The sequence below is a fragment of the Actinoplanes sp. CA-030573 genome, assembly GCF_050951115.1.
In the GTDB taxonomy this organism is placed as follows: Bacteria; Actinomycetota; Actinomycetes; order Mycobacteriales; family Micromonosporaceae; genus Actinoplanes.
The window spans coordinates 6,292,303-6,318,703 of sequence record NZ_CP192038.1; the positions used below are offsets into that span (position 1 = coordinate 6,292,303).

At 71.5% G+C, this 26,401-nt stretch carries 25 protein-coding genes; 15 read left to right on the forward strand and 10 right to left on the reverse strand.

Going from position 1 to position 26,401, the window contains the following annotated elements; genetic code table 11:
• Window positions 1-313: 313 nt before the first annotated feature.
• Complete coding sequence (gene gsmA, locus ACQP2F_RS29110; protein ID WP_433292858.1) at window positions 314-1,453, reverse strand: sporangiospore maturation cell wall hydrolase GsmA; 1,140 nt, start codon at window positions 1,451-1,453, stop codon at window positions 314-316.
• A 199-nt stretch (window positions 1,454-1,652) separates the two neighbouring features.
• Between gsmA and ACQP2F_RS29115 the strand changes: the two genes are divergently transcribed.
• Window positions 1,653-2,594 carry a phosphatase PAP2 family protein gene (locus ACQP2F_RS29115; protein ID WP_433292860.1) on the forward strand — a complete coding sequence of 314 codons (942 nt, stop codon included), beginning with the start codon at window positions 1,653-1,655 and terminating at the stop codon, window positions 2,592-2,594.
• Between the two features lie 191 nt (window positions 2,595-2,785).
• Window positions 2,786-3,310, forward strand: a complete 525-nt coding sequence (locus ACQP2F_RS29120; protein ID WP_433307645.1) for a general stress protein — start codon at window positions 2,786-2,788, stop codon at window positions 3,308-3,310.
• Window positions 3,311-3,403: 93 nt separating this feature from the next.
• Here ACQP2F_RS29120 and ACQP2F_RS29125 read toward each other — a convergent pair whose 3' ends face one another.
• The gene (locus ACQP2F_RS29125) at window positions 3,404-4,174 is read right to left on the reverse strand and encodes an RNA polymerase sigma factor SigF (protein ID WP_433292862.1); all 771 of its coding nucleotides are present in this window, start codon (window positions 4,172-4,174) and stop codon (window positions 3,404-3,406) included.
• Between the two features lie 223 nt (window positions 4,175-4,397).
• Between ACQP2F_RS29125 and ppgK the strand changes: the two genes are divergently transcribed.
• Together ppgK and ACQP2F_RS29135 are read left to right on the forward strand one after the other, a co-directional pair.
• The gene (ppgK, locus tag ACQP2F_RS29130) at window positions 4,398-5,177 is read left to right on the forward strand and encodes a polyphosphate--glucose phosphotransferase (protein WP_433292864.1); all 780 of its coding nucleotides are present in this window, start codon (window positions 4,398-4,400) and stop codon (window positions 5,175-5,177) included.
• Window positions 5,178-5,188: 11 nt separating this feature from the next.
• Window positions 5,189-5,653, forward strand: coding sequence for a PPOX class F420-dependent oxidoreductase (locus tag ACQP2F_RS29135; protein ID WP_433292866.1), 465 nt, complete (start codon window positions 5,189-5,191; stop codon window positions 5,651-5,653).
• An 87-nt stretch (window positions 5,654-5,740) separates the two neighbouring features.
• Here the strand turns inward: ACQP2F_RS29135 and ACQP2F_RS29140 are convergent, their stop codons facing one another.
• Window positions 5,741-6,316, reverse strand: coding sequence for a hypothetical protein (locus ACQP2F_RS29140; RefSeq protein WP_433292868.1), 576 nt, complete (start codon window positions 6,314-6,316; stop codon window positions 5,741-5,743).
• A gap of 94 nt (window positions 6,317-6,410) precedes the next feature.
• Between ACQP2F_RS29140 and ACQP2F_RS29145 the strand changes: the two genes are divergently transcribed.
• The 5 genes from ACQP2F_RS29145 to glgB all read left to right on the forward strand — a co-directional run bounded on the left by ACQP2F_RS29145 (window position 6,411) and on the right by glgB (window position 14,546).
• Complete coding sequence (locus ACQP2F_RS29145; protein WP_433292870.1) at window positions 6,411-7,175, forward strand: spermidine synthase; 765 nt, start codon at window positions 6,411-6,413, stop codon at window positions 7,173-7,175.
• Between the two features lie 124 nt (window positions 7,176-7,299).
• Complete coding sequence (locus ACQP2F_RS29150; RefSeq protein WP_433292872.1) at window positions 7,300-9,264, forward strand: maltotransferase domain-containing protein; 1,965 nt, start codon at window positions 7,300-7,302, stop codon at window positions 9,262-9,264.
• 22 nt (window positions 9,265-9,286) lie between these two features.
• The gene (gene treS / locus ACQP2F_RS29155) at window positions 9,287-11,062 is read left to right on the forward strand and encodes a maltose alpha-D-glucosyltransferase (RefSeq protein ID WP_433292874.1); all 1,776 of its coding nucleotides are present in this window, start codon (window positions 9,287-9,289) and stop codon (window positions 11,060-11,062) included.
• A complete protein-coding gene (locus tag ACQP2F_RS29160; protein WP_433292876.1) occupies window positions 11,059-12,384 on the forward strand; it encodes a maltokinase N-terminal cap-like domain-containing protein in 1,326 nt (441 codons plus the stop codon). The genes treS and ACQP2F_RS29160 overlap by 4 nt, the downstream gene beginning before the upstream one ends.
• A 56-nt stretch (window positions 12,385-12,440) precedes the next feature.
• A complete protein-coding gene (gene glgB / locus ACQP2F_RS29165; protein ID WP_433307646.1) occupies window positions 12,441-14,546 on the forward strand; it encodes a 1,4-alpha-glucan branching protein GlgB in 2,106 nt (701 codons plus the stop codon).
• Between the two features lie 60 nt (window positions 14,547-14,606).
• Here the strand turns inward: glgB and ACQP2F_RS29170 are convergent, their stop codons facing one another.
• Entirely contained in the window at window positions 14,607-15,146 is a 540-nt protein-coding gene (locus ACQP2F_RS29170; protein ID WP_433292878.1) for a GNAT family N-acetyltransferase, read from the reverse strand.
• 25 nt (window positions 15,147-15,171) lie between these two features.
• On the opposite strand from ACQP2F_RS29170, the gene ACQP2F_RS29175 reads away from it, so the two are divergent.
• Window positions 15,172-16,065 carry a glycoside hydrolase family 16 protein gene (locus ACQP2F_RS29175; RefSeq protein ID WP_433292880.1) on the forward strand — a complete coding sequence of 298 codons (894 nt, stop codon included), beginning with the start codon at window positions 15,172-15,174 and terminating at the stop codon, window positions 16,063-16,065.
• On the opposite strand, the gene ACQP2F_RS29180 is transcribed toward ACQP2F_RS29175, so the two are convergent.
• On the reverse strand, window positions 16,062-16,790 hold the full coding sequence (locus tag ACQP2F_RS29180; RefSeq protein WP_433292882.1) for a nucleotidyltransferase domain-containing protein: 729 nt from the start codon (window positions 16,788-16,790) through the stop codon (window positions 16,062-16,064). The two genes, ACQP2F_RS29175 and ACQP2F_RS29180, sit on opposite strands and share 4 nt — an antisense overlap.
• Window positions 16,791-16,899: 109 nt before the next feature.
• On the opposite strand from ACQP2F_RS29180, the gene ACQP2F_RS29185 reads away from it, so the two are divergent.
• Window positions 16,900-18,624: a serine/threonine protein kinase gene (locus tag ACQP2F_RS29185; RefSeq protein ID WP_433292884.1), complete on the forward strand. Its 1,725-nt coding sequence runs from the start codon at window positions 16,900-16,902 to the stop codon at window positions 18,622-18,624.
• Between the two features lie 211 nt (window positions 18,625-18,835).
• Here the strand turns inward: ACQP2F_RS29185 and ACQP2F_RS29190 are convergent, their stop codons facing one another.
• Window positions 18,836-21,451, reverse strand: a complete 2,616-nt coding sequence (locus ACQP2F_RS29190; RefSeq protein ID WP_433292886.1) for a Tex family protein — start codon at window positions 21,449-21,451, stop codon at window positions 18,836-18,838.
• Window positions 21,448-22,428, reverse strand: coding sequence for a LuxR C-terminal-related transcriptional regulator (locus ACQP2F_RS29195; protein WP_433292887.1), 981 nt, complete (start codon window positions 22,426-22,428; stop codon window positions 21,448-21,450). The genes ACQP2F_RS29190 and ACQP2F_RS29195 overlap by 4 nt, the downstream gene beginning before the upstream one ends.
• A 61-nt stretch (window positions 22,429-22,489) precedes the next feature.
• On the opposite strand from ACQP2F_RS29195, the gene ACQP2F_RS29200 reads away from it, so the two are divergent.
• From ACQP2F_RS29200 to ACQP2F_RS29210, 3 genes are all read left to right on the forward strand, one after another.
• Window positions 22,490-23,209 (forward strand): PP2C family protein-serine/threonine phosphatase, encoded by a 720-nt coding sequence (locus ACQP2F_RS29200; RefSeq protein WP_433292889.1) that lies wholly within the window; start codon window positions 22,490-22,492, stop codon window positions 23,207-23,209.
• 118 nt (window positions 23,210-23,327) lie between these two features.
• Window positions 23,328-23,651, forward strand: a complete 324-nt coding sequence (locus ACQP2F_RS29205) for a GNAT family N-acetyltransferase (protein ID WP_433292891.1) — start codon at window positions 23,328-23,330, stop codon at window positions 23,649-23,651.
• A gap of 94 nt (window positions 23,652-23,745) precedes the next feature.
• Window positions 23,746-24,168: an SRPBCC family protein gene (locus ACQP2F_RS29210; RefSeq protein ID WP_433292892.1), complete on the forward strand. Its 423-nt coding sequence runs from the start codon at window positions 23,746-23,748 to the stop codon at window positions 24,166-24,168.
• Here the strand turns inward: ACQP2F_RS29210 and ACQP2F_RS29215 are convergent.
• Window positions 24,128-24,478 carry a hypothetical protein gene (locus tag ACQP2F_RS29215; protein ID WP_433292894.1) on the reverse strand — a complete coding sequence of 117 codons (351 nt, stop codon included), beginning with the start codon at window positions 24,476-24,478 and terminating at the stop codon, window positions 24,128-24,130. The two genes, ACQP2F_RS29210 and ACQP2F_RS29215, sit on opposite strands and share 41 nt — an antisense overlap.
• Before the next feature lie 61 nt (window positions 24,479-24,539).
• Window positions 24,540-25,085 carry an MmpS family transport accessory protein gene (locus ACQP2F_RS29220; RefSeq protein WP_433292896.1) on the reverse strand — a complete coding sequence of 182 codons (546 nt, stop codon included), beginning with the start codon at window positions 25,083-25,085 and terminating at the stop codon, window positions 24,540-24,542.
• A 176-nt stretch (window positions 25,086-25,261) separates the two neighbouring features.
• Here ACQP2F_RS29220 and ACQP2F_RS29225 point away from each other — a divergent pair, with 176 nt between their 5' ends.
• Window positions 25,262-25,507 (forward strand): PspC domain-containing protein, encoded by a 246-nt coding sequence (locus tag ACQP2F_RS29225; RefSeq protein ID WP_433292898.1) that lies wholly within the window; start codon window positions 25,262-25,264, stop codon window positions 25,505-25,507.
• Here the strand turns inward: ACQP2F_RS29225 and ACQP2F_RS29230 are convergent.
• Window positions 25,482-26,375: a cytochrome c biogenesis CcdA family protein gene (locus tag ACQP2F_RS29230; protein ID WP_433307648.1), complete on the reverse strand. Its 894-nt coding sequence runs from the start codon at window positions 26,373-26,375 to the stop codon at window positions 25,482-25,484. The two genes, ACQP2F_RS29225 and ACQP2F_RS29230, sit on opposite strands and share 26 nt — an antisense overlap.
• Window positions 26,376-26,401: the final 26 nt, after the last annotated feature.

Genomic DNA, 26,401 nt, shown 5'->3' on the forward strand with positions numbered 1-26,401 from the left:
TGCTCCGCGCGATCGCGATCGGGTCGCCAGCTTCGCCACGAGGATGGCCGGCGAGATCCCGCCGGCCGCCCGAAGTGGTGGGCGGTGACGCCCCCGGCCAGGCCACCCCGCGGCATGAGAACCCACGCGACCGTCTGGCAGCGGCTCTTCACCCGGCCGCGCAGGCGATCCGGCACCAGCCGTCGGCGCAGCCTCACCGGCACATGTTCGTCAGGGCCGCACTCGGGACCAGCGCCATGCCGAAATAGAGCAATGTGATCGTGAGCGCAAATCGCCCCCGTCAGCCGGTTCGGCCGACGGGGGCGAGCGGAACTCACTTCCAGATGTCGTACTGGTAGAGGTTGTACGAGGCCATCAGCGTGGTGACCTTCGTGTAGTAGTTCGGGTCGGTCGCGTACCCGGCCTTCCACACCTGCCAGATGAACTTGTTCGCGTCCTTGGTGTAGGCGAACGCCGGCTTGTAGCGGCTGTTCACCCGCAGGAAGTTGCCGTGGTCGCGGAACGAGTTCGTCATGTTCGCGTAGGTGCGGAAGCTGGCCGACGTCGGGAAGCAGTTGCCGGCCTTGTCGCACTCGGTGGTGTTGTAGACGTGGCAGCCGTTGGCCAGCGTGCCGTAGCTGGTGCCCTGGCACTTGATGCCGAAGTAGTTGCTGTCGGCCGTCGACAGGCCGCTGCGGCCCCAGCCCGACTCCAGGATCGCCTGCGCGATGGTGACCGAGGCCGGCACGCCGTACTCGCGCCAGCCGCGCTGCGCGCCCGGCACGGCCGCGGTCAGGAACTGGTCGGGCGTGACGGACGGGCCGGTCACCGGCGTGGTCGACGCGCCCGGGCACAGGTGCAGGGTCGGCGTCACGACGTACGCGTGCGAGATGTAACCGCCGTCGGTGAGCCGGTTCCACTGGGTGGTGGAGCGGACGGTCCCGTTCACCATCGAGCCGACCACGCCGCAGACGCCCTGCACGGTGGCGCCGGTGGTGACCGCGCGCTTGACCGGGTAGGCGGTGCCCGGGCCGGTGCGGATGTTGACGGCGCCGTCGGTGCTGCGCACCGTGCCGACCTTGTAGGTGACCGGCACGGCCGGCTTCGGCTTCGCCTTCACCGGGGCCGCCTGCGGTGACTTGGTCGCGCACAGCGGGAGGGTCCTGCTCATGACGACGTACGCGTGGGTCACGTACGAGTTGTTGCTGAGCCGATCCCACTGGTTCGTCGTGCGAACCGAGCCGCGGATGGACTGCCCGGTGACGCGGCAGACGGCGGTGACCCGCTGGCCGTTGCGCAGCGTGCCGGTGATCCGGGAGGACAGCGACGGCGCGGACCGGGTCTTGAGCGTGCTGCCCACCTTGACGGTCGCCGTCACCCCGGCCGCGTCGGCCGCGACCGGCGCGACCACCAGCCCGGCGCCGGCGGCGAGCGCCAGCAGCGGCCCGGCGAGCAGTCGGGTGTTGAGCCCCATGAAGCGTCCCTTCGTAAACGGTCTGACGGTCCGTACGAAGGTCCCGGTGGCGCGTTGCGGGGCCAGAGCGATGGCGGGTGCGGCTCGGTTGCGCCGGAAATGAACGCCTGAGACTTACGATTCAGTGCGCTTGAAAAAGTGCTCGGTTGGGCAAAACGGCTACCGTCCGCAGTCCCCACGCGCAGGAGGGCTCCCGCCGATGACGGCCCTGGCGTCCCGTACTCCGACGTCCCCGCGCCCGGCGCCGGCCGCGCCGTCCCGGGGCGCCGGCCACGTTCTGCTGCCCCTGGCCGTCGCGCTGGCCGCGGCCGCGGGCGTCGTGGCGACGTACGTGATCTTCATCCGCACCTCGCTCGGCCAGCTGGTCGACACCGCGGCGATGCGGGGCGGCGACGTGCACCATCCCCGGGTGGTGGAGATCCTCAGCCGTACGCTGAACGGCACCACCCTGGTCAGCGTCGTGCTCGTCTGCCTGGTCGCCGCCACGATCGGCGTCCTGCGCAAGCGGATCGACCTGGCGATCGGCGCCACCGTGCTGGTGCTCGGCGCGAACGCGAGCTGCCAGCTGCTGAAGATGCGGCTGGACCGGCCCGACCTCGACGACTTCCCGGCGCCCAACTCGTTCCCGAGCGGGCACACCGCGGCGGCGGCGTCGGTGGCCTTCGCGCTGATCCTCGTGCTGCCCTCGGCCGTACGCGGCATGGTCGCCCTGATCGGCGCCGGCTACGTGGCCATCATCGCCATCGCGACCGTCTGGGCCGAGTGGCACCGGCCCAGCGACACGATCGCCGGCGTGCTGCTCGTGCTCGCCTGGGCCGCGCTCGCCGCCTTCGGCGTCCGCCTGTGGCGCCTGCGCGCGACCGGCGCCGCCGAGCACGTCAGCCGGATCAGCGTGCTGCTGCTGCTCGCGGTCACGGTGGTGACCGGCGCCGCCGCCCTGCTCGGCCTGATCTCGGCCGCCATGTCCGAGCGGGTCACGCCGGACCTGGTCTCCGGCCGCTTCGTCTTCCTGACCGGCTCGGCCGGTTGCGCGGCCGTGGTGGCCGCGGCCTTTTTGATCTGGGTGCGGCTCGCGGCCGGCGACCGCGCCTCGCTCGACGCCCCTGCGGCCCGGCCCTTGAAGAGAGGCAAGAAGAAGTGACCACTCCATCCTCTTCCGATAACACCCCCACCGCCCCCGGGCCGGCCTCGGCGCCCGGCCCGACGGCCATCCCCGGTCCCGCGCCCGAGCCGGACATCTCGGCCGCCCCGGCCGCTACTCCGTCGGCCGCCCCCTCGGCCGCCACCCCGTCTCCCGCCTCGCCTTCGACGCCGTCCCCGTCCGCCGCCCCGGTGCCGCCCGGCCCCGCCGGCGTGCCGAGCCTGCCCAGCCAGACCGGGCCCGGCGCGGCCGCGGCGGCCGTGCCGACGGTCGTGGTCGGCACCTATCCCGACTACGCGATGGCCCAGCAGGCCGTCGACCACCTCTCCGACAACAAGTTCCCGGTCGAGCGCACGGCCATCATCGGCACCGACCTGCGCCTGGTCGAGAACGTGCTGGGCCGCCTTACCACCGGCCGGGCCGCGCTGGCCGGCGCCGCCTCGGGCGCCTGGTTCGGCCTGTTCGTCGGCCTGCTGTTCGGCCTGTTCAGCGACTCGAGCTGGTTCGGCGTGATCCTCGTCTGCCTGCTCATCGGCGCCGCCTGGGGTGCGATCTTCGGCGCCATCGCGCACGCCGCGACCGGCGGCCGGCGGGACTTCGCGTCGCGCAGCTCGCTGCAGGCCGGGCAGTACGCGGTGACCTCCGACGCGGAGGTCGCCGACCAGGCCCGCCAGCTGCTCGTCCAGCTCAACTGGCGGGCCTCCGGCGCTCAGTGACCCCGCTTCGCGGAAGAGCCCCGGAGCAGCTGCTCCGGGGCTCTTCTTCTGGTCCCGGCTGGTGGCGGCCGACCGGGACCTCGGGGCGGGTGATCAGAAGGAGGCGTCGAGCTCGGCGCGCAGCTTCGCCAGGGCACGCGTGAGCAGCCGGGAGACGTGCATCTGGGAGATGCCGATCTGGTCGGCGATCTGCGACTGGGTCAGGTTGCCGTAGAACCGCAGCGTCAGGATCTTCTGCTCGCGCTCGTCCAGCGTCGCCATGGCCGGGCCCAGCGCGACCCGTGTTTCCGCGAGCTCGTACTCGTGGTCCTCGCCGCCGAGGGTGTCGCCGAGCTCGGTGGTGCCGTCGGCGCTGATCGGGGTGGAGAGGCTGGTGGCGTTGTAGGCGCGGGCGCCTTCCAGGCCTTCGAGGACGTCTTCCTCGGTGACCTGCAGGTGGGCGGCGATGTCGGCGACGGTCGGGGAGCGGCCGAGGCTGTGGGTGAGGGTGCTGTTGGCCTCGGTGATGGCCAGCCGCAGCTCCTGGAGGCGGCGGGGGACCCGGACGCTCCAGGTGCGGTCGCGGAAGTGGCGCTTGATCTCGCCGATGATGGTCGGGATGGCGTAGCCGGCGAAGTCGACGCCGCGTTCGGGGTCGAACTTGTCGACGGCTTTGATCAGGCCGACGGTGGCGGTCTGGATGAGGTCGTCGGTGGGCTCGCCGCGGCCGGAGTAGCGGTTGGCGAGGTGGCGGGCCAGCGGCAGCCACGCCTCGATCGCGCTGTCCCGCAGGACGGCCCGCTCGGGGTCCGCCGGCGGGAGAGCGGCCATGCCGGTCAACAGGTCGGAGGCGCTTTCGGCCACCGACTGCGAAGTCGGGATCATGTTGTGGTCCTCCATCAGCGGGCAGAGAGCCGTGCCCGCACGCGGCGACCGTTCCGTGTTTCCACGTTAACCACAAAGACTAGCCCCGACTAGCTGAAAGTATGAGTCATTCACGTCGAATGGCCGATCCGAGCGCGCCAGGTAGTAGCCGGGCAGGATTTGATGTCGTCCGCACGTGGTAAACAGCGGGAAACATCTGCGAACCAGGAGACGGGACACAGGGATGGCCACTCTCGGCATCGACATCGGCGGCTCCGGGGTGAAAGGCGCACCGGTCGACACGGTGCGGGGCGAGCTGCTCGCGGAGCGCTACCGGGTAGCGACGCCGCAGCCCAGCGACGTGACCAGCGTGGTCGAGGCGGTGGCCGAGGTCGCCGGCCAGTTCGACGGCTTCGACCGGGTCGGGATCACGTTCCCCGGCGTCGTCGTCGACGGCGTCACGCGTACCGCGGCGAACGTCGACAAGTCCTGGATCGACGCGCCCGCCGCGAGTCTGTTCAGCGAGCGGCTCGGCAAGCCGGTCACGGTCCTCAACGACGCCGACGCCGCCGGCGTGGCCGAGGTGGCGTTCGGCGCCGGCAAGAACCAGCGCGGGCTCACCATGATGCTGACGTTCGGCACCGGCATCGGCAGCGCGCTGTTCCTCGACGGCGTGCTGATCCCCAACACCGAGCTGGGCCACCTCGAGATCGACGGCAAGGACGCCGAGGTGAAAGCCTCCGACCGGGCCCGCGAGGCGGAGGACATGAGCTGGGAGAAGTGGGCCGGCCGGGTCGAGAACTACCTGCGCCACGTCGAGATGCTGCTCTCCCCCCGGCTGTTCATCGTCGGCGGCGGCGTCAGCAAGAAGTCCGACCGGTTCTTCCCGCTGATCGACATCCGCACCCCCATGGTGCCGGCGACGCTGCTCAACAACGCCGGCATCATCGGCGCCGCCATGGCCGCCATCCAGGCCGAGGGCGACCCCGGAGCGATCCAGGTCGACGCCGCGGCCCGGGTCTGAGAGGAGCGCTCGTGCCCCGCACCATCGCCACCACCACCAAGGTCGATCGCGAGGGCCTGCTGGAGTTCATCCGGCCGCGGCACCACGCGATCCTGATGACGACCCGCAAGGACGGCCGCCCCCAGGCGTCGCCGAACACATGCGGCGTCGACACCGAGGGCCGCATCGTCATCTCGACGTACCCCGAGCGGGCCAAGGCCATGAACGTACGCCGCAACCCCCAGGTCTCGGTGTGCATCCTCTCCGACGACTTCGGCGGCGCCTGGGTCCAGGTCGACGGCGTGGCCGAGGTGCTCGACCTGCCCGAGGCCCTCGAGCCCCTGGTCGAGTACTTCCGCGTCATCTCCGGCGAGCACCCCGACTGGGACGAGTACCGAAATGCCATGCGCAACCAGGGCAAATCGCTGATCCGGATCACGATCGAGCGCTGGAGCCCGATCGCCACCGGCGGCTTCCCGGCGCGCCTGGCCGACTAGCGCGCGGGCCGGACACGCACGCGGCCGGCACCCTCGGACCTGGGTGCCGGCCGCGCTGCGTGGCGGAGCGGAGTGGTGGGGAGCGGATCAGGCGGCGAGGGCCTGGGGCTCGGCATCGAGCAGGTAGAGCAGCGAGTCGCGGTGCATCCCGGCCACCGGCTCCAGCAGGTCGGGGTGGCGCAGCAGCACGGCGGCCTCGCGGTCGCGCTGGTCGGGGTCGAGCAGGCGGCGGAACTCGTTCGGCAGGCCGCCGGCGCGGCGCGGGTACGGGCGCGGGCGGTCGTCGTCGTAGGGGACGGCGGCGGCCACGGCGTCGACGCCCTTGCGGGCCAGCAGCGGGTCGGCGAGCAGGCAGGCGGCCCAGCTCACGACGACCTCGTCGACCCACGTGCGCCAGCCCTCCTCCTCGGCCAGCTCGTCGTCGGGCTCACTGCCGACGCGCCAGTCGAGGACGGCCGAGCCGCCGGGGCCGGCGATGGCGACCAGGGCGGCGTCCATCTCGGTGGGGTAGCGCAGCCAGGCGGCGACCGTGACGGCCTGCCGGGCCTGCAGCTCGGAGAGGGTGTGCGCGATCGTGTCGGGGGTGCCGGCCGGGTAGGCACGCGACAGCCAGTGCGTGCTGGCGGCGATCACGGGCGAAAGCTCGACGGACGGTCCGGCCACGAGGCACTCCTGAGGGTCGGGCGCGGCACCGTTCGGGCCGCGTCGGAGATACACCTCGGTCGTGGCGAAGGGCGACCTGAGTAGGGTCACCGGGATGGGACCGGTCGGCAACCAACGCGCTCCCCTGCGCCTTCTGGCCGGTGTCGGCCTGGCCGAGCTGCGGCCCGATCCGGCCCGGCCGCGGGGCTGGACCCTGCTGGTGAACGGGGTGCCGCAGTCGTACGTCGACCTCGACGACCCGGGTCACCTCGAGTTCCCGTACCAGCGGATGATCGGCGCCGCCATCGCCGTACGGGAACCGGTTCTGCATTTGGGTGGCGGCGGCCTGACGCTTCCCCGCCTGATCGAGCACCGCCGGCCGGGGACTCCGCAGGTGGTGATCGAGCGGGACCCGGTGATCGCGGCGCTGGTGCGCAGGAACCTGCCCTATCCCGGAACCATCGACGTGCGGATCGGTGACGCGCGGGAGGCCCTGGAGGCGGCCGGGCCGGAGAGCTACGGACTGATCATCGCGGACGTGTTCGTCGGGGCCGCCATGCCGCGCAGCGTCGCCGAGCGCGGATTCGCGGTCGCGGCCCGGCACGCCCTGCGACCGGACGGCCTGCTGGCGATGAACCTGACCGACGTCCCGCCGCTGGCACAGACCCGGGTCCAGGTGGCCACCGTCGGGACGATCTTCGAGCAGAGCGTGCTCTACGGCGAGGAGCCGGTGCTCCGCGGGAGACGGGTGGGGAATTTGATTTTGCTGGCCGGTAACGTGCCGGCGATCAAAGCGGGAAAGAATGAGCGCGTGCTGCGCGGCGACGATCTGTCGAAATTCGCCACGGGTGCACGGCCGCTCCTGGACGAGCCCCGCTGAGCGCTCTCCGGTAGGTTGAAAAGCGTCGGCCCGCCGTTGTTTGCGGTGCCATCCCGCGGAGAAGTATGCCCTGACGGCGGTCTTTCCCGCGTCTGCCCACGCCCGTCTGACTACGGTGGAGATCATGACCGGTCGTTTTCCCATCGAGGACGTGACCCCGTCGGTGTCCTGCGGCCGATATCCCGCGAAAGCGGTGGTCGGCGAGCTCGTCCCGGTTTCCGCGGTGTCCTATCGCGAAGGACATCACGCGCTCGGCGTCAACGTGGTATGGCGCGGGCCCGAGGGCGAGGCCGAGCCGTTCACCCGGCTGCGGGCCGGGGAGCCCGGTCTCGATCAGTGGCACGGCACCATCCGGCCCGACCGGGTCGGCCGGTGGACGTTCACGGTGGAGGCGTTCGACGACCCCTACCGCACCTGGCGCGACGCCGTGGTGAAGAAGATCGGCGCCGGGCAGGGCCTCGAGGACCTCGCGAACGACCTGGCCGAGGGCGCCGAGGTGCTCGACCTGGCCGCCAAGATCGTGCCGCACGAGCACGAGGAGCGGGTACGGGCGGCCGCCGCCGCGCTGCGCGACGAGGGCATGTCGCTGTTCGCCCGCGTCTCCCCCGGTCTCGACCTGGAGGAGCTGCTCTGGCACAACCCGGTCCGGCAGCAGGTGACCACCACCCGGTCGTACGCGATCTGGGTCGACCGCAAGCGGGCGCTCTACTCCGCGTGGTACGAGTTCTTCCCGCGCTCGATCGGCGCCGAGGTCGGCCCGGACGGCACGCCGGTCAGGCACGGCACCTTCGCCACCGCCGCCGAGCGCATCCCGGCCGTCGCGGCCATGGGCTTCGACGTGCTGTACCTGCCGCCGATCCACCCGATCGGCAAGGTCAACCGCAAGGGCCGCAACAACACGCTGGTGGCCCGCCCGGAGGACGTCGGCTCGCCGTGGGCGATCGGCTCGGACGAGGGCGGCCACGACGCCATCCACCCCCAGCTCGGCACCCTCGAGGACTTCCGGGCGTTCATCCGGGTGGCCGAGGAGAACGGGATGGAGGTGGCGATGGACCTGGCGCTGCAGGCCGCGCCCGACCACCCCTGGACGAAGTCGCACCCGCAGTTCTTCACCACGCGGGCGGACGGCACGATCGCGTACGCGGAGAACCCGCCCAAGAAGTACCAGGACATCTACCCGATCAACTGGGACAACGACTACCGGACGCTGCGCGACGAGGTCTACCGCGTGGTCATGCACTGGGTGAACCAGGGCATCAAGATCTTCCGCGTCGACAACCCGCACACCAAGGCGGTCAACTTCTGGCAGTGGCTGATCCCCAAGGTCAAGGAGACCGACCCGGACGTGCTGTTCCTGGCCGAGGCGTTCACCCGGCCGGCCATGATGAACGGCCTTGGCAAGATCGGCTTCACCCAGTCGTACACGTACTTCACCTGGCGCACGACGGCCTGGGAGATGCGCGAGTACATGGGACAGCTGCTGGCCTCGCTCGACTGGATGCGGCCGAACTTCTGGCCGAACACCCCCGACATCCTGCACGAGTCGCTCCAGCACGGCGGTCCGCCGATGTTCAAGATCCGGGCGGTGCTGGCGAGCATGCTCTCGCCGTCCTGGGGCATGTACTCGGGCTACGAGCTGTTCGAGCACGTCGCCCGGCCCGGCTCGGAGGAGTACATCGACAACGAGAAGTTCGAGCTCAAGCCCCGCGACTTCGCGGCGGCCGAGGCCAGTGGACGGTCGCTCGCGCCGTACCTGACCCAGCTCAACCGGGTACGTGCCGCCAACCCGGCCCTGCACTGGCTGCGCAACCTGCGCTTCCACGAGGTCGACAACGGCGCGCTGCTGGTCTTCTCCAAGCGTGACGCCGACACCGGCAACACCGTTCTGGTAGTGGTCTCGTTCGACTCCAGCAACGTGCAGTGGGGCAACACCACGCTGAACATGCCCGAGCTCGGACTGGACTGGCACGAGCGGTTCGTGGTGGTCGACCAGATCACCGGCGCCTCGTACGAGTGGGGACAGCACAACGCGGTCCGGATCGACCCGTACGTCGAGCCGGCGCACGTGTTCGTGCTGCAGCGCAACTGAAACCGGGTAGGTGGGGGATTCGATGGACCTGACGAACGATCTCGAACCGGCGGCCGAGCACGATCCGGCCGAGGGCAGCCACGTCGAGGACGGTGTGGTCGAGCACCCCACCGCCGAGGACTTCGGTCATGCCCGCACGCTTCCCGCCGACTCGACCTGGTTCCAGCGGGCCGTCTTCTACGAGGTGCTGGTCCGGGCGTTCTACGACTCCAGCTCGGACGGCTCGGGCGACCTGCGCGGCCTGATCGAGCGCCTCGACTACCTGCAGTGGCTCGGCGTCGACTGCCTCTGGCTGCCGCCGTTCTACCAGTCGCCGCTGCGCGACGGCGGCTACGACATCAGCGACTTCTACCGGGTGCTGCCCGAGTTCGGCACGGTCGAGGACTTCGTGGCCCTGCTCGACGCGGCGCACAAGCGCGGCATCCGGGTGATCACCGACCTCGTCATGAACCACACGAGTGACCAGCACGCGTGGTTCCAGGAGTCACGCCGTGACCCCGACGGGCCGTACGGCGATTTCTATGTATGGAGCGACACCAGCGAGAAGTACCAGGACGCCCGGGTGATCTTCGTGGACACCGAGGAGTCGAACTGGACGTTCGACCCGGTGCGGCGGCAGTTCTTCTGGCACCGGTTCTTCTCCCACCAGCCCGACCTCAACTACGACAACCCGGCCGTGCAGGAGGCGATGCTCGACGTCCTGCGCTTCTGGCTCGACCTCGGCATCGACGGCTTCCGGCTGGACGCGGTCCCCTATCTGTACGAGCGGGAGGGCACCAACGGCGAGAACCTGCCGGAGACGCACGCGTTCCTCAAGCACTGCCGCAAGGTGATCGACGACGAGTTCCCGGGCCGGGTGCTGCTGGCCGAGGCCAACCAGTGGCCGGCCGACGTGGTCGAGTACTTCGGCGACCCGCGCTCGGGCGGCGACGAGTGCCACATGGCGTTCCACTTCCCGCTCATGCCGCGCATCTTCATGGCGGTGCGGCGTGAGTCGCGCTTCCCGATCTCGGAGATCCTGGCACAGACGCCGGCCATCCCGGACAACTGCCAGTGGGGCATCTTCCTGCGCAACCACGACGAGCTGACGCTCGAGATGGTCACCGACGAAGAGCGCGACTACATGTACTCGGAGTACGCCAAGGACCCGCGGATGAAGGCCAACGTGGGCATCCGCCGGCGGCTCGCCCCGCTGCTGGAGAACGACCGCAACCAGATCGAGCTGTTCACCGCCCTGCTGCTGTCGCTGCCCGGCTCGCCGGTCCTCTACTACGGCGACGAGATCGGCATGGGCGACAACATCTGGCTGGGCGACCGCGACGGTGTCCGTACGCCGATGCAGTGGACCCCCGACCGCAACGCCGGCTTCTCGACGGCGAACCCCGGGCGGCTCTACCTGCCGGCCAACCAGGACCCGGTCTACGGCTACCAGTCGGTGAACGTGGAGGCCCAGCGCGACAGCTCGACGTCGCTGCTGAACTGGACGCGTACGATGCTGGCGGTGCGACGCCGGCACGAGGCGTTCGCCGTCGGCACGTTCCGCGAGCTCGGCGGATCCAACCCGTCGGTGCTGGCCTACCTGCGCGAGAACGGCGACGACGTGGTTCTCTGCGTGAACAACCTGTCGCGTTTCCCGCAACCGATCGAGCTCAACCTGCAGCACTGGAACGGGTACACGCCGGTCGAGCTGACCGGGCACGTGAACTTCCCGCGGATCGGCCAGTTGCCGTACCTCTTGACCCTCCCCGGGCACGGCTTCTACTGGTTCCAGCTGTGCAGGTCCGAGGAGAAGCAATGACGTTGCCCTTCGCCGAGTGGCTGCCGCAGCAACGCTGGTACGCGGGCAAGGCCCGCACCCTGTCGTCCGTCAAGGAGGCGTCGTCGACCAAGCTCGGCGACAATCTCGATCTCGTGCTGATCGACGTCGAGTACACCGACGGCAGCTCGGAGCGTTACCAGGTCATCGTCGCCTGGGACAACGGGCCGATCGCCGAGTTCTCGAGCGTGGCCACGATCGGCACCGACGACAACCGGACGGGCTACGACGCGCTCTACGACCAGGGCGCCGCCCGGTACCTGCTCTCGCTGGTGCAGAACGGCGGCACGATCGGGGACGTGGTGTTCGAGCCCGAGCCCGGCGCCGAGTTCCCGGACGAGGACGACTACCCCCGGGTGTTCGACGCCGAGCAGAGCAACACCAGCGTGATCTTCGGCCAGGAGGCGATCCTCAAGGTCTTCCGCCGGGTCGCCAGCGGCATCAACCCCGACATCGAGCTCAACCGGGTGCTCGGCCGCCGCGGCAACCAGCACGTGGCGAAGCTGCTCGGCTCGTTCGAGACCACCGAGAGCGGCGAGCCGTCGCCGCTGGGCATGGTCACCCAGTACGCGGCCAACTCGGCCGAGGGCTGGGCGATGGCCACCGCGTCGGCCCGCGACCTGTTCGCCGACGCCGAGATGGGCGCCGGTGAGGTCGGCGGCGACTTCCAGGGCGAGTCCTACCGGCTGGGCGAGGCGGTCGCGTCGGTGCACGCCGACCTGGCCGAGGAGCTCGGCTCCGGCCCGGCGCCGTTCCCGCTCGACGCGGTGCTGGCCCGGCTGCGGCAGAACGCGGGCGCGGTCAGCGAGATCCAGCAGTACGTGCCGACCATCGAGGCCCAGTTCCGGGCGCTGGACGGCACGCAGGTCACGGTCCAGCGCGTGCACGGCGACCTGCATCTCGGTCAGGTGCTGCGCACGCCCGCGGCCTGGCTGCTGATCGACTTCGAGGGCGAGCCCGGGGTGCCGCTCGACGAGCGCCGGATGCCGGACTCGCCGCTGCGGGACATCGCCGGGGTGCTGCGTTCCTACGAGTACGCGGCCTACCAGTTGCTGGTCGACTCGGACGACGACGAGCATCTGGCCGCCCGGGCCCGGGAGTGGGTGGACCGCAACCGGAACGCGTTCTGCGACGGTTACGCCCACGCCTCCGGGTCCGACCCGCGTGACCAGGCCGCGCTGCTCGCGGCGTACGAGCTGGACAAGGCGGTCTACGAGGCCGCATACGAAGCCCGGCACCGGCCCGGTTGGCTGCGCATCCCGCTGCGGTCGATCAGCCGGCTGGTCGGCAAGACCTCTTCCTAAGGAGCAACTCCGTGATCGGCCACCCCGCCTCCTCGCTCGCCGCCGACCAGCGCGCCATGAACGGCGTGGTGGCCGGCGACACCCATGATCCGCACGCCATCCTCGGCGCGCACCCCGTCGGCGACCGCACGGTGGTCCGCACGCTGCGCAAGGGCGCCGAGAAGGTGTCGGTGATCCACGACGGCGAGCGGACCGAGATGGTCAAGGTGCACGACGCCGGCATCTTCGCGGCCGAGCTGCCGGGCACCGTCCTGGACTACCGGCTCGACGTCGACGGCACCGAGTGCGACGACCCGTACCGGCACCTGCCGACGCTCGGCGAGCTCGACCTGCACCTGATCGGCGAGGGCCGGCACGAGAAGCTCTGGCGGGTGCTGGGCGCGCAGCCGCGCGGCACGGGCGTCGGCTTCGCGGTGTGGGCGCCGAGTGCCCGCGGCGTGCAGGTGATCGGCGACTTCACGGGCTGGAACGCGTACGACGGATGGCCCATGCGCTCGCTCGGCTCGAGCGGCGTGTGGGAGATCTACGTCCCGAACGCGCATCCCGGTTCGAAGTACAAGTTCAAGATCCTGGGCCGGGACGGTGTGTGGCGCGAGCACGCCGACCCGCTGGCCCAGCACACCGAGGTGCCGCCGGCGACGGCGTCGGTCGTGTTCGCCTCCGGGTACGAGTGGAACGACGCCACCTGGATGCGCGAGCGCGCCTCGAAGCAGTGGCACCAGGAGCCGATGAGCATCTACGAGGTGCACCTCGGCTCGTGGAAGCCCGGCCTGTCCTACGTCGAGCTGGCCGACCAGCTCGTCGAGTACGTGGTCGAGATGGGCTTCACGCACGTCGAGATGATGCCGGTGATGGAGCACCCGTTCGGCGGCTCGTGGGGCTACCAGGTCACCGGCTACTTCGCCCCGACGTCCCGCTTCGGCAACCCCGACGAGTTCCGTCACCTGGTCGACAAGCTGCACCAGGCCGGGATCGGCGTGATCCTCGACTGGGTGCCGGCGCACTTCCCGAAGGACGAGTGGGCGCTGGCCCGGTTCGACGGCACGCCGCTCTACGAGCACGGCGACTGGCGGCGCGGCGAGCACCCGGACTGGGGCACGTACGTCTTCGACTTCGGCCGCAAGGAGGTGCGCAACTTCCTGGTCGCCAACGCGCTCTACTGGTGCGAGGAGTTCCACGCCGACGGCCTGCGGGTCGACGCGGTGGCCTCGATGCTCTACCTCGACTACTCGCGCAAGGACGGCGAGTGGACGCCGAACCAGTACGGCGGCCGGGAGAACCTGGACGCGATCAGCTTCCTGCAGGAGATGAACGCGACAGTCTACAAGAACAACCCCGGCGTGGTCACCATCGCCGAGGAGTCCACCGCCTGGCCCGGCGTCACCCGCCCCACCCACCTGGGCGGTCTCGGCTTCGGCTTCAAGTGGAACATGGGCTGGATGAACGACACCTTGACCTACATGACCAAGGAGCCGATCTACCGGCAGTGGCACCACCACCAGATGACGTTCGCCACGGTCTACGCCTGGAGCGAGAACTACATCCTGCCGATCAGCCACGACGAGGTCGTGCACGGCAAGGGCTCGCTGGCCGGCAAGATGCCCGGCGACGAGTGGCAGAAGCTGGCCAACACCCGTGCGCTGCTGGCCTTCATGTGGGCGTTCACCGGCAAGCAGCTGCTGTTCATGGGCAGCGAGATGGCCGACATGCGCGAGTGGAGCGAGGAGCGCGGCCTCGACTGGGGGCTGCTCGAGAACCCCGCTTACGGCGGGGTGAAGAACCTGGTCCAGGACCTCAACCGGGTTTACCGGGAGACGCCGGCGATCTGGACCCAGGACACCTCGCCGTCCGGCTTCCGCTGGATCACCAGCGAGGACTCACAACACAACACCTTCTCGTTCGTACGCTTCGCGCCGAACGGGGACACGCTGGCCTGCGTGGTGAACTTCGCCGCCGTGCCGTTCGAGGGATACCGCATCGGTCTCCCCCGGACCGGCCGCTGGGACGAGGTCGTCAACACCGACAGCGAGCTCTACGGCGGCAGCGGCGTCGGCAACCTCGGCCAGGTGGAGGCCGAGGACCTGCCCTGGCACGGCTTCAACGCCTCGGTCTCGCTGCGGGTGCCGCCGCTGGGCGCGGTCTGGCTACGCCACCGCGGCTGACCGGAGCCGGGTGAGGGGCACTACACCACACCGAGGTGAGCGGCGGGTGGCCGCCCGGCGTCATTCCCGGGCGAGCCACTCCGCCGCGAGCAGACCGAAGATCAGGTCGTCGGTCCACTCGCCCTTGATGTACGTCTGCTGGCGCAGGTGGCCCTCCTGCGTGAAGCCGAGCCGGCGCATCAGGCCGGCCGACGCGGCGTTGCGGGCGTCGCACTCGCCGGTGACCTTGTGCAGGCCCTGGAGGCGGAACAGGCGGTCGAGCACGGCGCCGACCGCCTCGGTGGCGTAGCCCTGCTTCTGGTGCTCGGCCGCCAGGGTGAAGCCGACCTCCGCCTGCAGCAGGTTGTCGTGCAGGTGGACGGCCACGTCGCCGATCAGCTGCCGGCCGGCGGTGCGCTCGATCGCGTACTGGAACCAGCCGGCCTTGGCCGGGTCGGAGGCCATGAAGTTGGCCACCGCGGTCTCCGCGCGCAGCAGCGGGAAGGGCGCGTCCCAGGACTGGTAGCGGGCGACGGCGGGATCGGAGCGGTACGCGGCGAGCACCGGCGCGTCGGCGGCCCGGAACCGCCGCAGCACGAGCCGTTCCGTCGTGATGAGCATGGGCCGAGGATATTCTGTTGATCTGATGTCGGCCTCGTCGCGCTGGGCGTTCGCCGCGACGGTCGGCGTCGTGAGCGCGATGCTCGGCGTCTGTGTGCTCGGCGCCTTCGGTCTGACCGCCTGCGCCGGGCACGAGTCGGGCTCCGAGGCGCAGTGGGCCACCGGCGCCCGCACCGCTCCGGCCGCCTCGGCCGCCACGACGTCGCCGGGAACCGGGCCGCGCTGCGCGGAGCCCACCGCTCCGGCCGGGTGGGGGCCGCTCCGGGTCGCCGAGGACTTCGACGGCACGACCCTCGACACGAGCAAGTGGTCGATCTACAACGATCCGGACGGGCATGTGCCACGCGACCCCGCCCGGGTCACCGTCGCCGGCGGCGAGCTGCGGCTGACCGGCGGCGCCGGCCCGGACGGCAAGGACGTCTCGGGCGGGATCTCCAGCAACACCAACCTGATGTACGCGCATGCGGACGTCTGCTTCCGCGTCGACAAGGGGTCGGGCTACTCGGCGATCGTGCTGCTCTGGCCGCAGTCGGAGAAGTGGCCGGAGGACGGGGAGATCGACATCTCGGAGGTCAACCGCGGCTCCCGGCAGTCGACCAACAGCTTCGTGCACAACCATGCGAACAACGACCGGCTCGGGCACACCACGTACGCCGACTTCACGCAGTGGCACGTGATGAGCGTGGACTGGCTGCCCGACCACGTGACCTTCTACCTCGACGGCAGGAAGCAGTGGACCGTCGGGCTGGACGCGAGGACGGCGCCCCTGCACCTGGTGCCGACCACGTCGCCGATGCACCTGGCCATCCAGTTCGACCAGGGCTGCGACAAGTTCGTCGAGTGCCGGACCAAGGCCACCCCGGCCAAGGTCGTCATGCACACCGACTGGGTGCGGATTTATGCGTACAAACGGTCTTAGAGGAGCTTTTCGAGGTTGTCCCGCATGAGGCGACGAACCAGGACCGCCCGATCGCGGATCTCGGCCTCGGTGAGCGCGACCTTCTCCCCCGCCCGCCGCCGGCGGATCTCGTCGGCCAGCGGCTCGGGGACGCCCAGCGACGGCAGTCGCTCGATCGCCTCCCGCTTGGTGATCAGGCGACCGGTCGCGATCGTGACGTCCGCCCGCGAGACCGTGGTGAGCCCCAGGTCGACGTGCAGGTCGGTGCGCCACACCCGGGCCCGGCGGACCGCGCGCGTCCAGTAGCCGCGCAGCTCGACCCGGGCCGCCTCGGCCAGTCCCTCGTGGCTCATCACCGGGACGAGATCGGCCGGCGGCGGACCGTAGACGGTGACGCCGAACTGGTGGAGCTCGGCGCGGGCGATGCCGCTCAGCGGACGGCGGAACATCTTCTCGTGCGCCCAGTTCACATGCTTGCGCGAGATCTCGGCGATCTCCTCCACCGGGACGTAGGCGCAATGCAGCTTGGCCGCCCCGATCGTGCGGTGCACGGCCCGCAGACGCGCGCGGCGGGCCCGGGTGAGCGGCGCGGCGAGCACCGCGACCAGGTCGAGATCGCTGATGCCGGGCCGGTAGTCGCCGGACCCGATCGAGCCGCCGGCATAGAAGGCGGTCACCCCGGCCGGCTCCCGGATCGCCGCGGCGAAACGCGGGACCACGGGCGCGACGGCGAGGCGATCGTCCATGGTGTCCAGCATGACTCGGTTCGGCCACGACCTGCCGGGAGGGTATTCGCCGCAGGTGCGGGGGCCGGATAGAGTGACCCCGCCAAGTTCGGGGGGACGGGGACTTTTCATGCCGGCGGATCAGACGGAGCCACTGCGCCCGCACGATCCGCGCGCCCTCGGGGAGTACGAGATCGTCGGCCGCCTCGGCGAGGGCGGCATGGGCACGGTCTACCTCGCGCGTACGCCCGGGGGTGTGCTCGTCGCGGTGAAGGTGGTCCGCGCCGACCTGGCCCCCGACGACGAGTTCCGCCGCCGCTTCCGCAGCGAGGTCGAGCGGGCCCGGCAGGTCCCGCCGTTCTGCACGGCCGAGGTGCTCGACGCCGACCCCGACCACGAACGGCCCTACCTGGTCGTGGAGTACGTCGACGGCCCGACCCTGGCCCACGTCGTCGAGGAGCGCGGGCCGCTCACGTCGGCCAACCTGCACAGCGTCGCGATCGGCGTGGCCACCGCGCTGACCGCCATCCACGGCGCCGGCGTGATCCACCGCGACCTCAAGCCGCGTAACGTGCTGCTCGCGCCCGGCTCCCCCAAGGTGATCGACTTCGGGATCGCCCGGCACATGGAGGCGACCGGCGGGAACACGGCGGCCGACCAGATGGTGGGCACGGTGGCGTACATGGCGCCGGAGCGGTTCGGCGACACCGACGCGCCGCTCACCCCGGCCGCCGACGTCTTCGCCTGGGGCGGCGTCGTCGCGTACGCGGGAACCGGCCGCACCCCCTTCGCCGCCGACAACCCCACCGCCACCGCCGTCCGCATCCTGACCCAGCCGCCCGACCTCAAGGGCCTCGGCAAGCCGCTGCGTGACCTGGTCGCGCACGCGCTGGAGAAGGAGCCGGCCAACCGGCCGAGCGCCCGCGAGCTGCTCGACCTGCTGGTCACCGGCCCGGCCCGCCCGGCCGCCACCGCCGCCCTGGCCGAGCAGCCCGACCTGCGCGCGGCCGCCGCCGAGGCGCAGGCGGTGACCGGCGTGAAGGTGCCGGCCGGCCTGGTCGGCTACGACGAGAACTCGATCATCACGGTGCCGATCTCGGAGATGCCGGCGCCGCTGCCCGGCCCGCCGCCGCCCGAGCCGGCCCGCCGCTGGTTCCTGCCGGTGGCGATCGCCGCGCTGATCCTCGCCGTGGTGGCCGGGGCCGTCATGGTCCTCCTCGGCCACCCGCCCGGCAGCCCCGCCGACGCGGTCGGCCCGGCGCCGGTCACCCCGGTCAGTCCCGACGAGCGGCTGATCATCGACGACGCGCTGAGCAAGCCGCGCTACTGGCAGCCCAAGGACCTGCCGGCCGAGAAGGCGCAGTGCTCGTTCACCGGCGGCGCGCTGGTCGCCCACCGCGAGGAGAAGGGCCTCTACCGCTGCTCCGGCCCGGCCGACGACGTACCGGCCGACGTGCACGTCCAGGTCGGCGTGCAGCTGCGCACCCCGAACAGCTGCGCCGGCATCTGGTTCCGTTTCGTGCCGTGGCGCGGCTACCTGATCCGCGTCTGCGCGAACACCATCTTCGTCGGCACCCACAAGCAGGACGGCGGCGTCACCACGATCCGTAGCTTCCCGCTCGAGCGGCCGCTGGTGGTCGGCGCCGCCCCGACCGAGATCGGCCTGCGCGCGACCGGTCCCGAGGTAGAGGTAGAGCGCGACGGCACGACGCTGGGCTCGGTCGGGCTGAACGACCCGTCGATCGCCGGCGGAAAGGTGCTGCTGGGCGTCTACACCGAGCGGGGCGTGCCGCAGAAGGGGCCGTACGAGGTGGCCTTCAGCAACGTCCGCATCTGGGGTCTCGGCCCGAACTGAGCCCGTCGCGTGCTCAGCGGTCTGTCCCGTGCTTCGGTCGCGCGCTTCGGCATCCTAGGAACCTAGTCTGGTGGCCTCGGGCGCCGTGTCGCGGTCACGGGGTGGTGGGTCCGAACGGCGCCGGGGAAGACCACCCGGCCGCAGCCGGGGTTTGGCGAACGATTGCTTCATCGGGACCGCCCGGCGCGTCGCGCCGGGCGGTCCTCACTCCTCAGTCCTTGATCAGGCCGGCCCGTCGTAGCGCGTCGGCCATCGCGTCGTTGACCGGCGCTCCCTGACGCTGACCGCCACCGCCGCCGCCCTGCCGCTGGCCGCCGCCAGGACGACCACTGCCGCCCTGACCGCCGCCTCGCTGGCCGCCGCCCTGACCGCCGCCGCGCTGGCCGCCGCCCTGACCGCCGCCGCGCTGGCCGCCGCCTTGGCCGCCGCGCTGGCCGCCCTGCCCGCCGCCATGCCCAGGACCGCCCTGCCCGGGGCCGCCCTGACCCCGCTGGTCGCCGCCCTGACCGCCGGCACCCTGGCCCGCACCTTGGCGCGACTGGCCGCCTCCCTGGCGCGGCTCACCGCCTCCCTGGCGCGGCTGACCACCGCCCTGGCGCGGCTGCCCACCGCCCTGGCGTTGCTGGCCCGGACGGCCGTCCTCGCGGGGCCGACGCTGGGCCGGCTCGTCGGTGAGGCGCATCGTCAGCGAGATCCGCTTCCGGATCTCGTCGACCTCCACCACCCGAACTTTCACGACATCGCCCGATTTGACGACCTCTCGGGGATCCTTCACGAAGTTGTGCGAGAGCGCCGACACGTGGACCAGTCCGTCCTGGTGCACGCCGACGTCGACGAACGCGCCGAACGCCGCCACGTTGGTCACCACGCCCTCGAGCACCATGCCCGGCTTGAGGTCGGCGATCTTCTCCACGCCCTCGGCGAACGTCGCCGTGGTGAACTCCGGCCGCGGGTCACGGCCCGGCTTGTCCAGCTCGCGCAGGATGTCGGTCACGGTCGGCAGGCCGACGGTGTCGGTGACGAACTGCTCGGGCCGCAGCGCGCGCAGCAGCGGGCTGTTGCCGATCAGCGACTTGATGTCGGTCTTGGCGCTCTCCAGGATCGTGCGCACCACCGGGTACGACTCCGGGTGCACCGCCGAGGAGTCGAGCGGGTCGTCGCCGTCCGGGATGCGCAGGAAGCCGGCGCACTGCTCGAACGCCTTGGGCCCGAGCCGGGCGACCTTCTTGATCTCGTTGCGGGTACGGAACGGGCCGTTCGCGTCGCGGTGCAGCACGATGTTCTCGGCCAGGCCGGCGCCGATCCCGGACACCCGGGTGAGCAGCGGCGCCGAGGCCGTGTTCACGTCCACGCCGACCGCGTTCACACAGTCCTCGACCACCGCGTCCAGCGACTTCGACAGCTTCGACTCGGAGAGGTCGTGCTGGTACTGCCCGACGCCGATCGAGCGCGGGTCGATCTTCACCAGCTCGGCCAGCGGGTCCTGCAGGCGGCGGGCGATCGAGACGGCCCCGCGCAGGGAGACGTCCATGCCCGGGAGCTCCTGCGCCGCGTACGCCGAAGCGCTGTAGACCGACGCACCCGCCTCGGAGACCATCACCTTGGTCAGCTTGGCCTCGGGGTGCCGCTTGATCAGCTCGCCGGCCAGCTTGTCGGTCTCGCGGGACGCGGTGCCGTTGCCGATCGCGATCAGATCCACCTGGTGCTTCGACGCGAGCGCGGCCAGCCGGTGGATCGCCTCGTCCCACTTGTTCTGCGGCACGTGCGGGTAGATCACGTCGGTGGCGACGACCTTGCCGGTGGCGTCGACCACGGCCACCTTCACGCCGGTACGGAATCCGGGGTCGAGCCCCATCGTGGTGCGCGTGCCGGCCGGGGCCGCGAGCAGCAGGTCCCGCAGGTTGGCGGCGAAGACGCGTACGGCCTCGTCCTCGGCCGCCTGCCACAGCCGGACCCGCAGGTCCGCACCCAGATGGATGAGGATGCGGGTGCGCCAGGCCCAGCGCACGGTGTCGAGAAGCCAGCGGTCACCGGGCCGGCCCTGGTCGGAGATGCCGTTGCGGCCGGCGATGCGCGCCTCGAAGTAGCCCTCGTCCTCCTCCGGGTGCGGCTCCATGGTGAGGTCGAGGACGTCCTCCTTCTCGCCGCGGAACATCGCCAGGATGCGGTGCGAGGGGAGCTTCGGGTACGGCTCGGCGAAGTCGAAGTAGTCGGCGAACTTGGCGCCCTCGGTCTGCTTGCCGTCGCGCACCTTGGCGACCAGCCGCCCCCGGGTCCACATCTGCTCGCGCAGCTCGCCGATGAGGTCGGCGTCCTCGGCGAACCGCTCGATCAGGATCGCCCGGGCGCCGTCCAGCGCCGCCGTCTCGTCGGCCACACCCTTCTCGGCGTCGACGAAACTCTTGGAAACCGCACGCGGGTCGAGCGTGGGGTCGCCGAGGAGCTGGTCGGCCAGCGGCTCGAGGCCGGCCTCGCGGGCGATCTGGGCGCGGGTGCGGCGCTTGGGCTTGTACGGCAGGTAGATGTCCTCGAGCCGCGCCTTCGAGTCGGCGGCGAGGATGGCCTGCTCCAGCGCGTCGTCGAGCTTGCCCTGCGAGCGGATCGACTCCAGCACGGCGGCCCGTCGCTCCTCCAGCTCGCGCAGGTAGCCGAGGCGCTCCTCGAGCGTCCGCAGCTGGGTGTCGTCGAGGGCGCCGGTCACCTCCTTGCGGTAGCGGGCGATGAACGGCACGGTGGCGCCGCCGTCGAGCAGCTCGACCGCGGCGGTGACCTGCCCGTCGCGGACCCCGAGCTCCGAGGCAATGCGCTGATGGATCGCTGTCGTCACGCCGACGATTGTGACCGAGCCGCCCGCGGGTTGTCGCGCCACCCCGCTCGATGATCACCCCTCAGGGCCCAGAGCGCGGCTTCCGTACGCGAGGAGACGCCCGTCTTGCGCAGCAGGTTCGACACATGGACGGTCACCGTGCGGACCGAGATGCCCAGCGCCGTGGCGATCTGCTTGTTGGCCATGCCCTCGGCGAGCAGGCCCAGCACCTCGCGCTCGCGGGCGGTCAGCTCGACCCGGGACGCGCTGAGGATCTGCGGGCCCTCGACGGCGAGCAGCTCACTGAGCCGGTACGGGTTGCCGGCGGTCCGCCGCCAGACGGCCTCCGCGACATCGGGCTGCTCCGACCCGTACATCTGCCGGAGAATCTGCCCGACCTCGGCCGGAAGCAGACCGCTCAGATGTCGCCGCACCGCGCCCGGCCGTCCACCCAGGCGCGCCAGCGTGCGCTCGGTCAGCTGAGGCGAGACGGCCGCCTCCGCCGGTTGGCTGGTGACCACCAGGAGCGCCGGAAGATCGGTGGTGGCGAGCTCGGCGACCAGGTTGAGGCTGGCCGGATCGAGCGCATGAAGATCCTCGACGACCAGGACGGCCGGGGAGTCGCCCACGAGCGCGCGGACGGCCGCGACGGCGATCCGCAGAAGAGCGTCGGGAGTGTACCGCTCCCGGGGGACATCCGGGTCCTGTTCGAGCCAGGCCAGCGCGTCCGGTGGCAGGCCGAGGCCGCTCGTGTCGCGCCCGGCCAGCGCCGCCGCCAGCCAGTCGTAGGGCGCCGGCGAGTGCACCCGGGCCGTCCCGGCCAGCGCCGGAGCCTCGCCCGCGGCCCGCAGAAAGGCCGCCACGAGGGTACTTTTCCCAGTTCCGGCCGCACCGGTGACAACGACCGGGACCGGCTCGCGACGATCGCGCACGCGGGACCACGCCCGCCGCAGCTCCTCCACCGCGGGCGCCCGCCCCACCATCGGCATCGCCATCATCAACACACACTACGTAGGAGGTACTAGAGACATCTCCCCCGGCCTTTGGCAGTCTTGTCACATGACGCTTGTTGTCCGGGCGGTCGCCGCCACCGACCAGGGACTCGTACGGTCCAACAACGAAGACGCGGTATTCGTCGGGAACCGCCTCCTCGTGGTCGCGGACGGCATGGGCGGGCTGCCCGCCGGCGAGCTGGCCAGCGACATCCTGGTGCAGGCGCTGGGCGTGGTCGACGAGATGCCGGACACCGGCGAGCCGCTGCAGGACCTGATCGCCGCGCTGCAGACCGCGAACGAGCGCATCGAGGCCGCCGTGGCCGACGACGACGCCCGCGACGGCATGGGCACGACGGTCACCGCGCTGCTGCTCTCCGGCGACCGCATGGCGGCGCTCAACGTCGGTGACTCGCGGTGTTATCTGGTACGCGACGGGGAGCTCACCCAGATCACCAAGGACGACACGTACGTGCAGGCGCTGGTCGACCAGGGCGTGCTGACCCCCGACGACGCCCGCCGCCACCCGCAGCGCGCGCTGGTGACGCAGGCCGTGCAGGGCGGCCCGTTCCGCCCGGCCGGCCGCATGGTCCCGGTGCGCCCCGGCGACCGTTTCCTGCTGTGCAGCGACGGCCTGTCCGACTATGTGGAGGACAGCGTGATCCTGCAGACTCTGCTGGCCAACGCCGACCGCAAGACGGCCGCGGCCGAGCTGGTGCACCGCACGCTCGAGAACGGCGCGCCCGACAACGTCACCGTCATCGTCGCGGACGTCGCCGAGGCATGATCCGCGCGGCCGGCCGCGCCGACCTGGACCGGATCGCGCTCCTGGAGCGTTCCGCCTTCGGCGCCCCCGGCTACCATCCGGTCACACTCCGGCAATTTCTGGATTGTCGGATTCGTTGATGGTAGTGGCCTGTGAGCCGGACGTCGTGGGGTATGCGCTGGCCGCGCGGTCCGTTGACCCCGCCCTCGGCTGGATCCTGTCGGTCGCGGTCGAGGGGTCGTTCCGCAAGCGCGGGATCGGCCGGGCGCTCGTGGTGGAGACGCTGCGGCGGTGCGCTTCGCGGGGGATGACGCGGGTGCGGTGCACGGTCGCGCCCGGGAACCTGGCCTCGGAGCGGATCTGGCATGCCCTGGGATTCGTGGAGGTCGCCTTCGATCCCGCGTACTTCGGGGCGGGCGAGGCCAGGCACGTCCTCGAGCTGAGTCTGGGCGAGGTCGGATGAGCTGCCCTGTGGACCGGGGAGCGAAGATGTCGTACCCCTCGCCTAGTGTGTTCCCCACCCAGTCAACGGGTGGGGAACGAAGAGGGGGCCGCGCGTGATCGGGCAAACCAAGGACGCCGGCTTTCAGATCGGCGTGTCCCGCACCCTTCCGCACGACATCGACTTCGTCTGGCGCTTCCTGACCGGCGCCGACGGGCTGCGCATCTGGCTGGGCGACGGCGCCGCCCTCGACGGCGGGCCCTACCGCACGGCCGGCGGCACCACCGGGGAGCTCCGCAGCCGGCACGAGCGCGACCGCGTCCGGCTCACCTGGCAGCCCGCGGGCTGGGACCACGACACCACCGTGCAGGTCACGGTCAGCACCCCGGCGAGCGGCAGGACCACCCTCCGGTTCCACCAGGAGCGGCTGACCGGGCCGGAGGAGCGCGAGCGGCAGCGCCGTCACTGGCGGGCGGTCATGGACGCGATGGCGGCCGCTATGGGGCGGTCCACCCCGCGTTCTGGCACGCCGTCTTGAGGGCGGCGGCGCTCGACGTCCATGCGGAGCCGCCGGCCGACGCCGCGGTGCCCATGTCGGCCGCCTTCTGCTGGATCTCCTTGTTGTCGGTCTTGCCCGACGACGCGGTCACCTTGTCGGCCAGCGTCAGCCGCTCGGCCTTCGTCTTCGCCTTGGGGTAGCCGGCCGCGAAGTCGTCACAGGCCTGCTTTCCGTCCGCGTCCAGGCCGGCGTGCTGATCGTCCTGCCGGGCGCGTCCCCACAAGCACGCGAGGAGGACCAGCGCGACGACGGCGATGATGGTCCACTGGCGCTTGGTCGGCTTCTTCACACCCGTTGTTCTACCCTAACCGTCCACGGTCGAGCCCCCGGCTCCACCGTGCCGGGCGCCCTCATCCGACCGAGCAGGTGGCGACCGCGGTGGCGCCGGTGGACTCCTGGCCGGCCCGCAGCGCCCCGTCGACGTAGAGGCGGCACGCCACGTAGCCCGATCCGCGGTCCCACGCGACCACCGAGGCGGCCTCGTCCCCGGGCACCCACATCTGCCGCGACCAGGGCAGCTGCACGGCGCCGAGGCGGGACGCGCCGGCCGCCGAGCGGTAGACGATCGTCGCCGAGCCGCCGTCGACCTCGTAGCGGATGGTGTGCCCGGTCGCGGTCGGGGCCGGGCGCGCGGGCTTCTGGTCGGAGGCGGCCCGCCCGAGCAGCAGCGCGCCGCCGAGGCCGGCCGGCACGAGCAGGCCGGCGGCGATCCCGGCCGCGGCCCTCAGCGCGTGGCGCCCCGGGCGACGCCGCCGCGGCTCGTGCTGCGCGTCGCGGCGCGCCTCGTCCTGCCCGTCGCGGCGCGCCTCGTCCTGCCCGTCGCGGCGCGCCTCGTCCTGCCCGTCGCGGCGCGGCTCGTGCCGCCCGTCGTGCCCGAAGCCCGGCAGAAAGTGCATACCACCCCCGGTATGACCAGCTTCCCCGTTCTTCCGGCCGAGCGACCCCTGAATCCCCGGGGCCGGGCGAATCAGGGGCGCGTCAGGGCACTTCCCGATGTTGCCGAACGCCCCGCCACGCGACTCTTGAGTAGTCACATCACCGCTTCGCAACACAGCGAGAAAGCGAGAGACCCATGAACTCGGTGCACGACTCGATGACCCGCCAGGGGCTCGTCCGTCCGCAGGAGGGCCGCATGCTCGGCGGTGTCTGCGCCGGCCTGGCGCGGCGCTTCGGGCTCGACCCGTGGATCACGCGACTTCTGTTCGTGCTGGTCCTGCTGGCCATCCCGGGCAGCCAGATCCTGATCTACCCGATCCTGTGGATCCTGATGCCCGCCGAGAAGCCCGCCTACGTCACCGCGTACCCGCCCGCCGTCTGAGACGCCACTCAGCACGGAGCGGTGATGTAGGCCCGGCTGCCGCCGGATCGGTCCCTGCCCCTTCCGGACCGTCCGGCGGCAGCGCCGGGGCACGCCACCGCCTGAAGATCAAATACCCGACCAGGAGTACGCCGAGGAGCGCCCCGATCCCGGGAGCGCCGGCGCCCTCGACGACCGCGGCGAGCCGCTGCTGCACCACGCCGGCCGCCGCGACGAGCGGATCCGATCCGGCCGCTCGCCGATCACGGGCCAGCCGCAGCTCGTACCACCCGTAGTAGGCGACGTAGAGGCCGCTGACCACGAGGACCGTCCCGCCCAGCCGCGGCACCACGCCGAGCAGGCGCCGGGCCCGGGTGACCAGCGAGACGCGCATGAGCGCGACCGCGACCGCGGTCAGGCCGACCACCAGGCCCATCCCGGCGGCGTAGGCCACGAACAGCAGCAGGCCGGCGCCGATCGACTCGGCGCGCAGGCTGGTGACGACCAGCGCCAGGAACGGGCCGATCGCGCAGCCGAGCGAGGCCACCGCGTACGCCATGCCGAAGAGCACCATCGACCAGGGTGACCCGAGCGCCGGCGCGCGTACCGACGGAAGCGCCGGAAGCGAGCGTCCCAGCGCGAGCCACCCGCCGAGCCCGGCCAGGGCGAGGCCGAAGACCACCGTGAGCCACGGCAGCCGCGGCTCGAGCGCGCTCGCCACCGGGGTCAGCACCAGCCCGAACGCGCCGAAGACCAGCACGTAGCCGGCGGTCAGCGCGGCGGTGCAGCCCAGCGCCCGCGGCACCGGGCGGCCGCCGGGCGCCGCCACCAGCACCGACAGGTACGCCGGGAGCAGCGCGAACCCGCACGGGTTGACCGCGCCGAGCATCCCGGCGCTCAGGGCCAGGAGCAGCT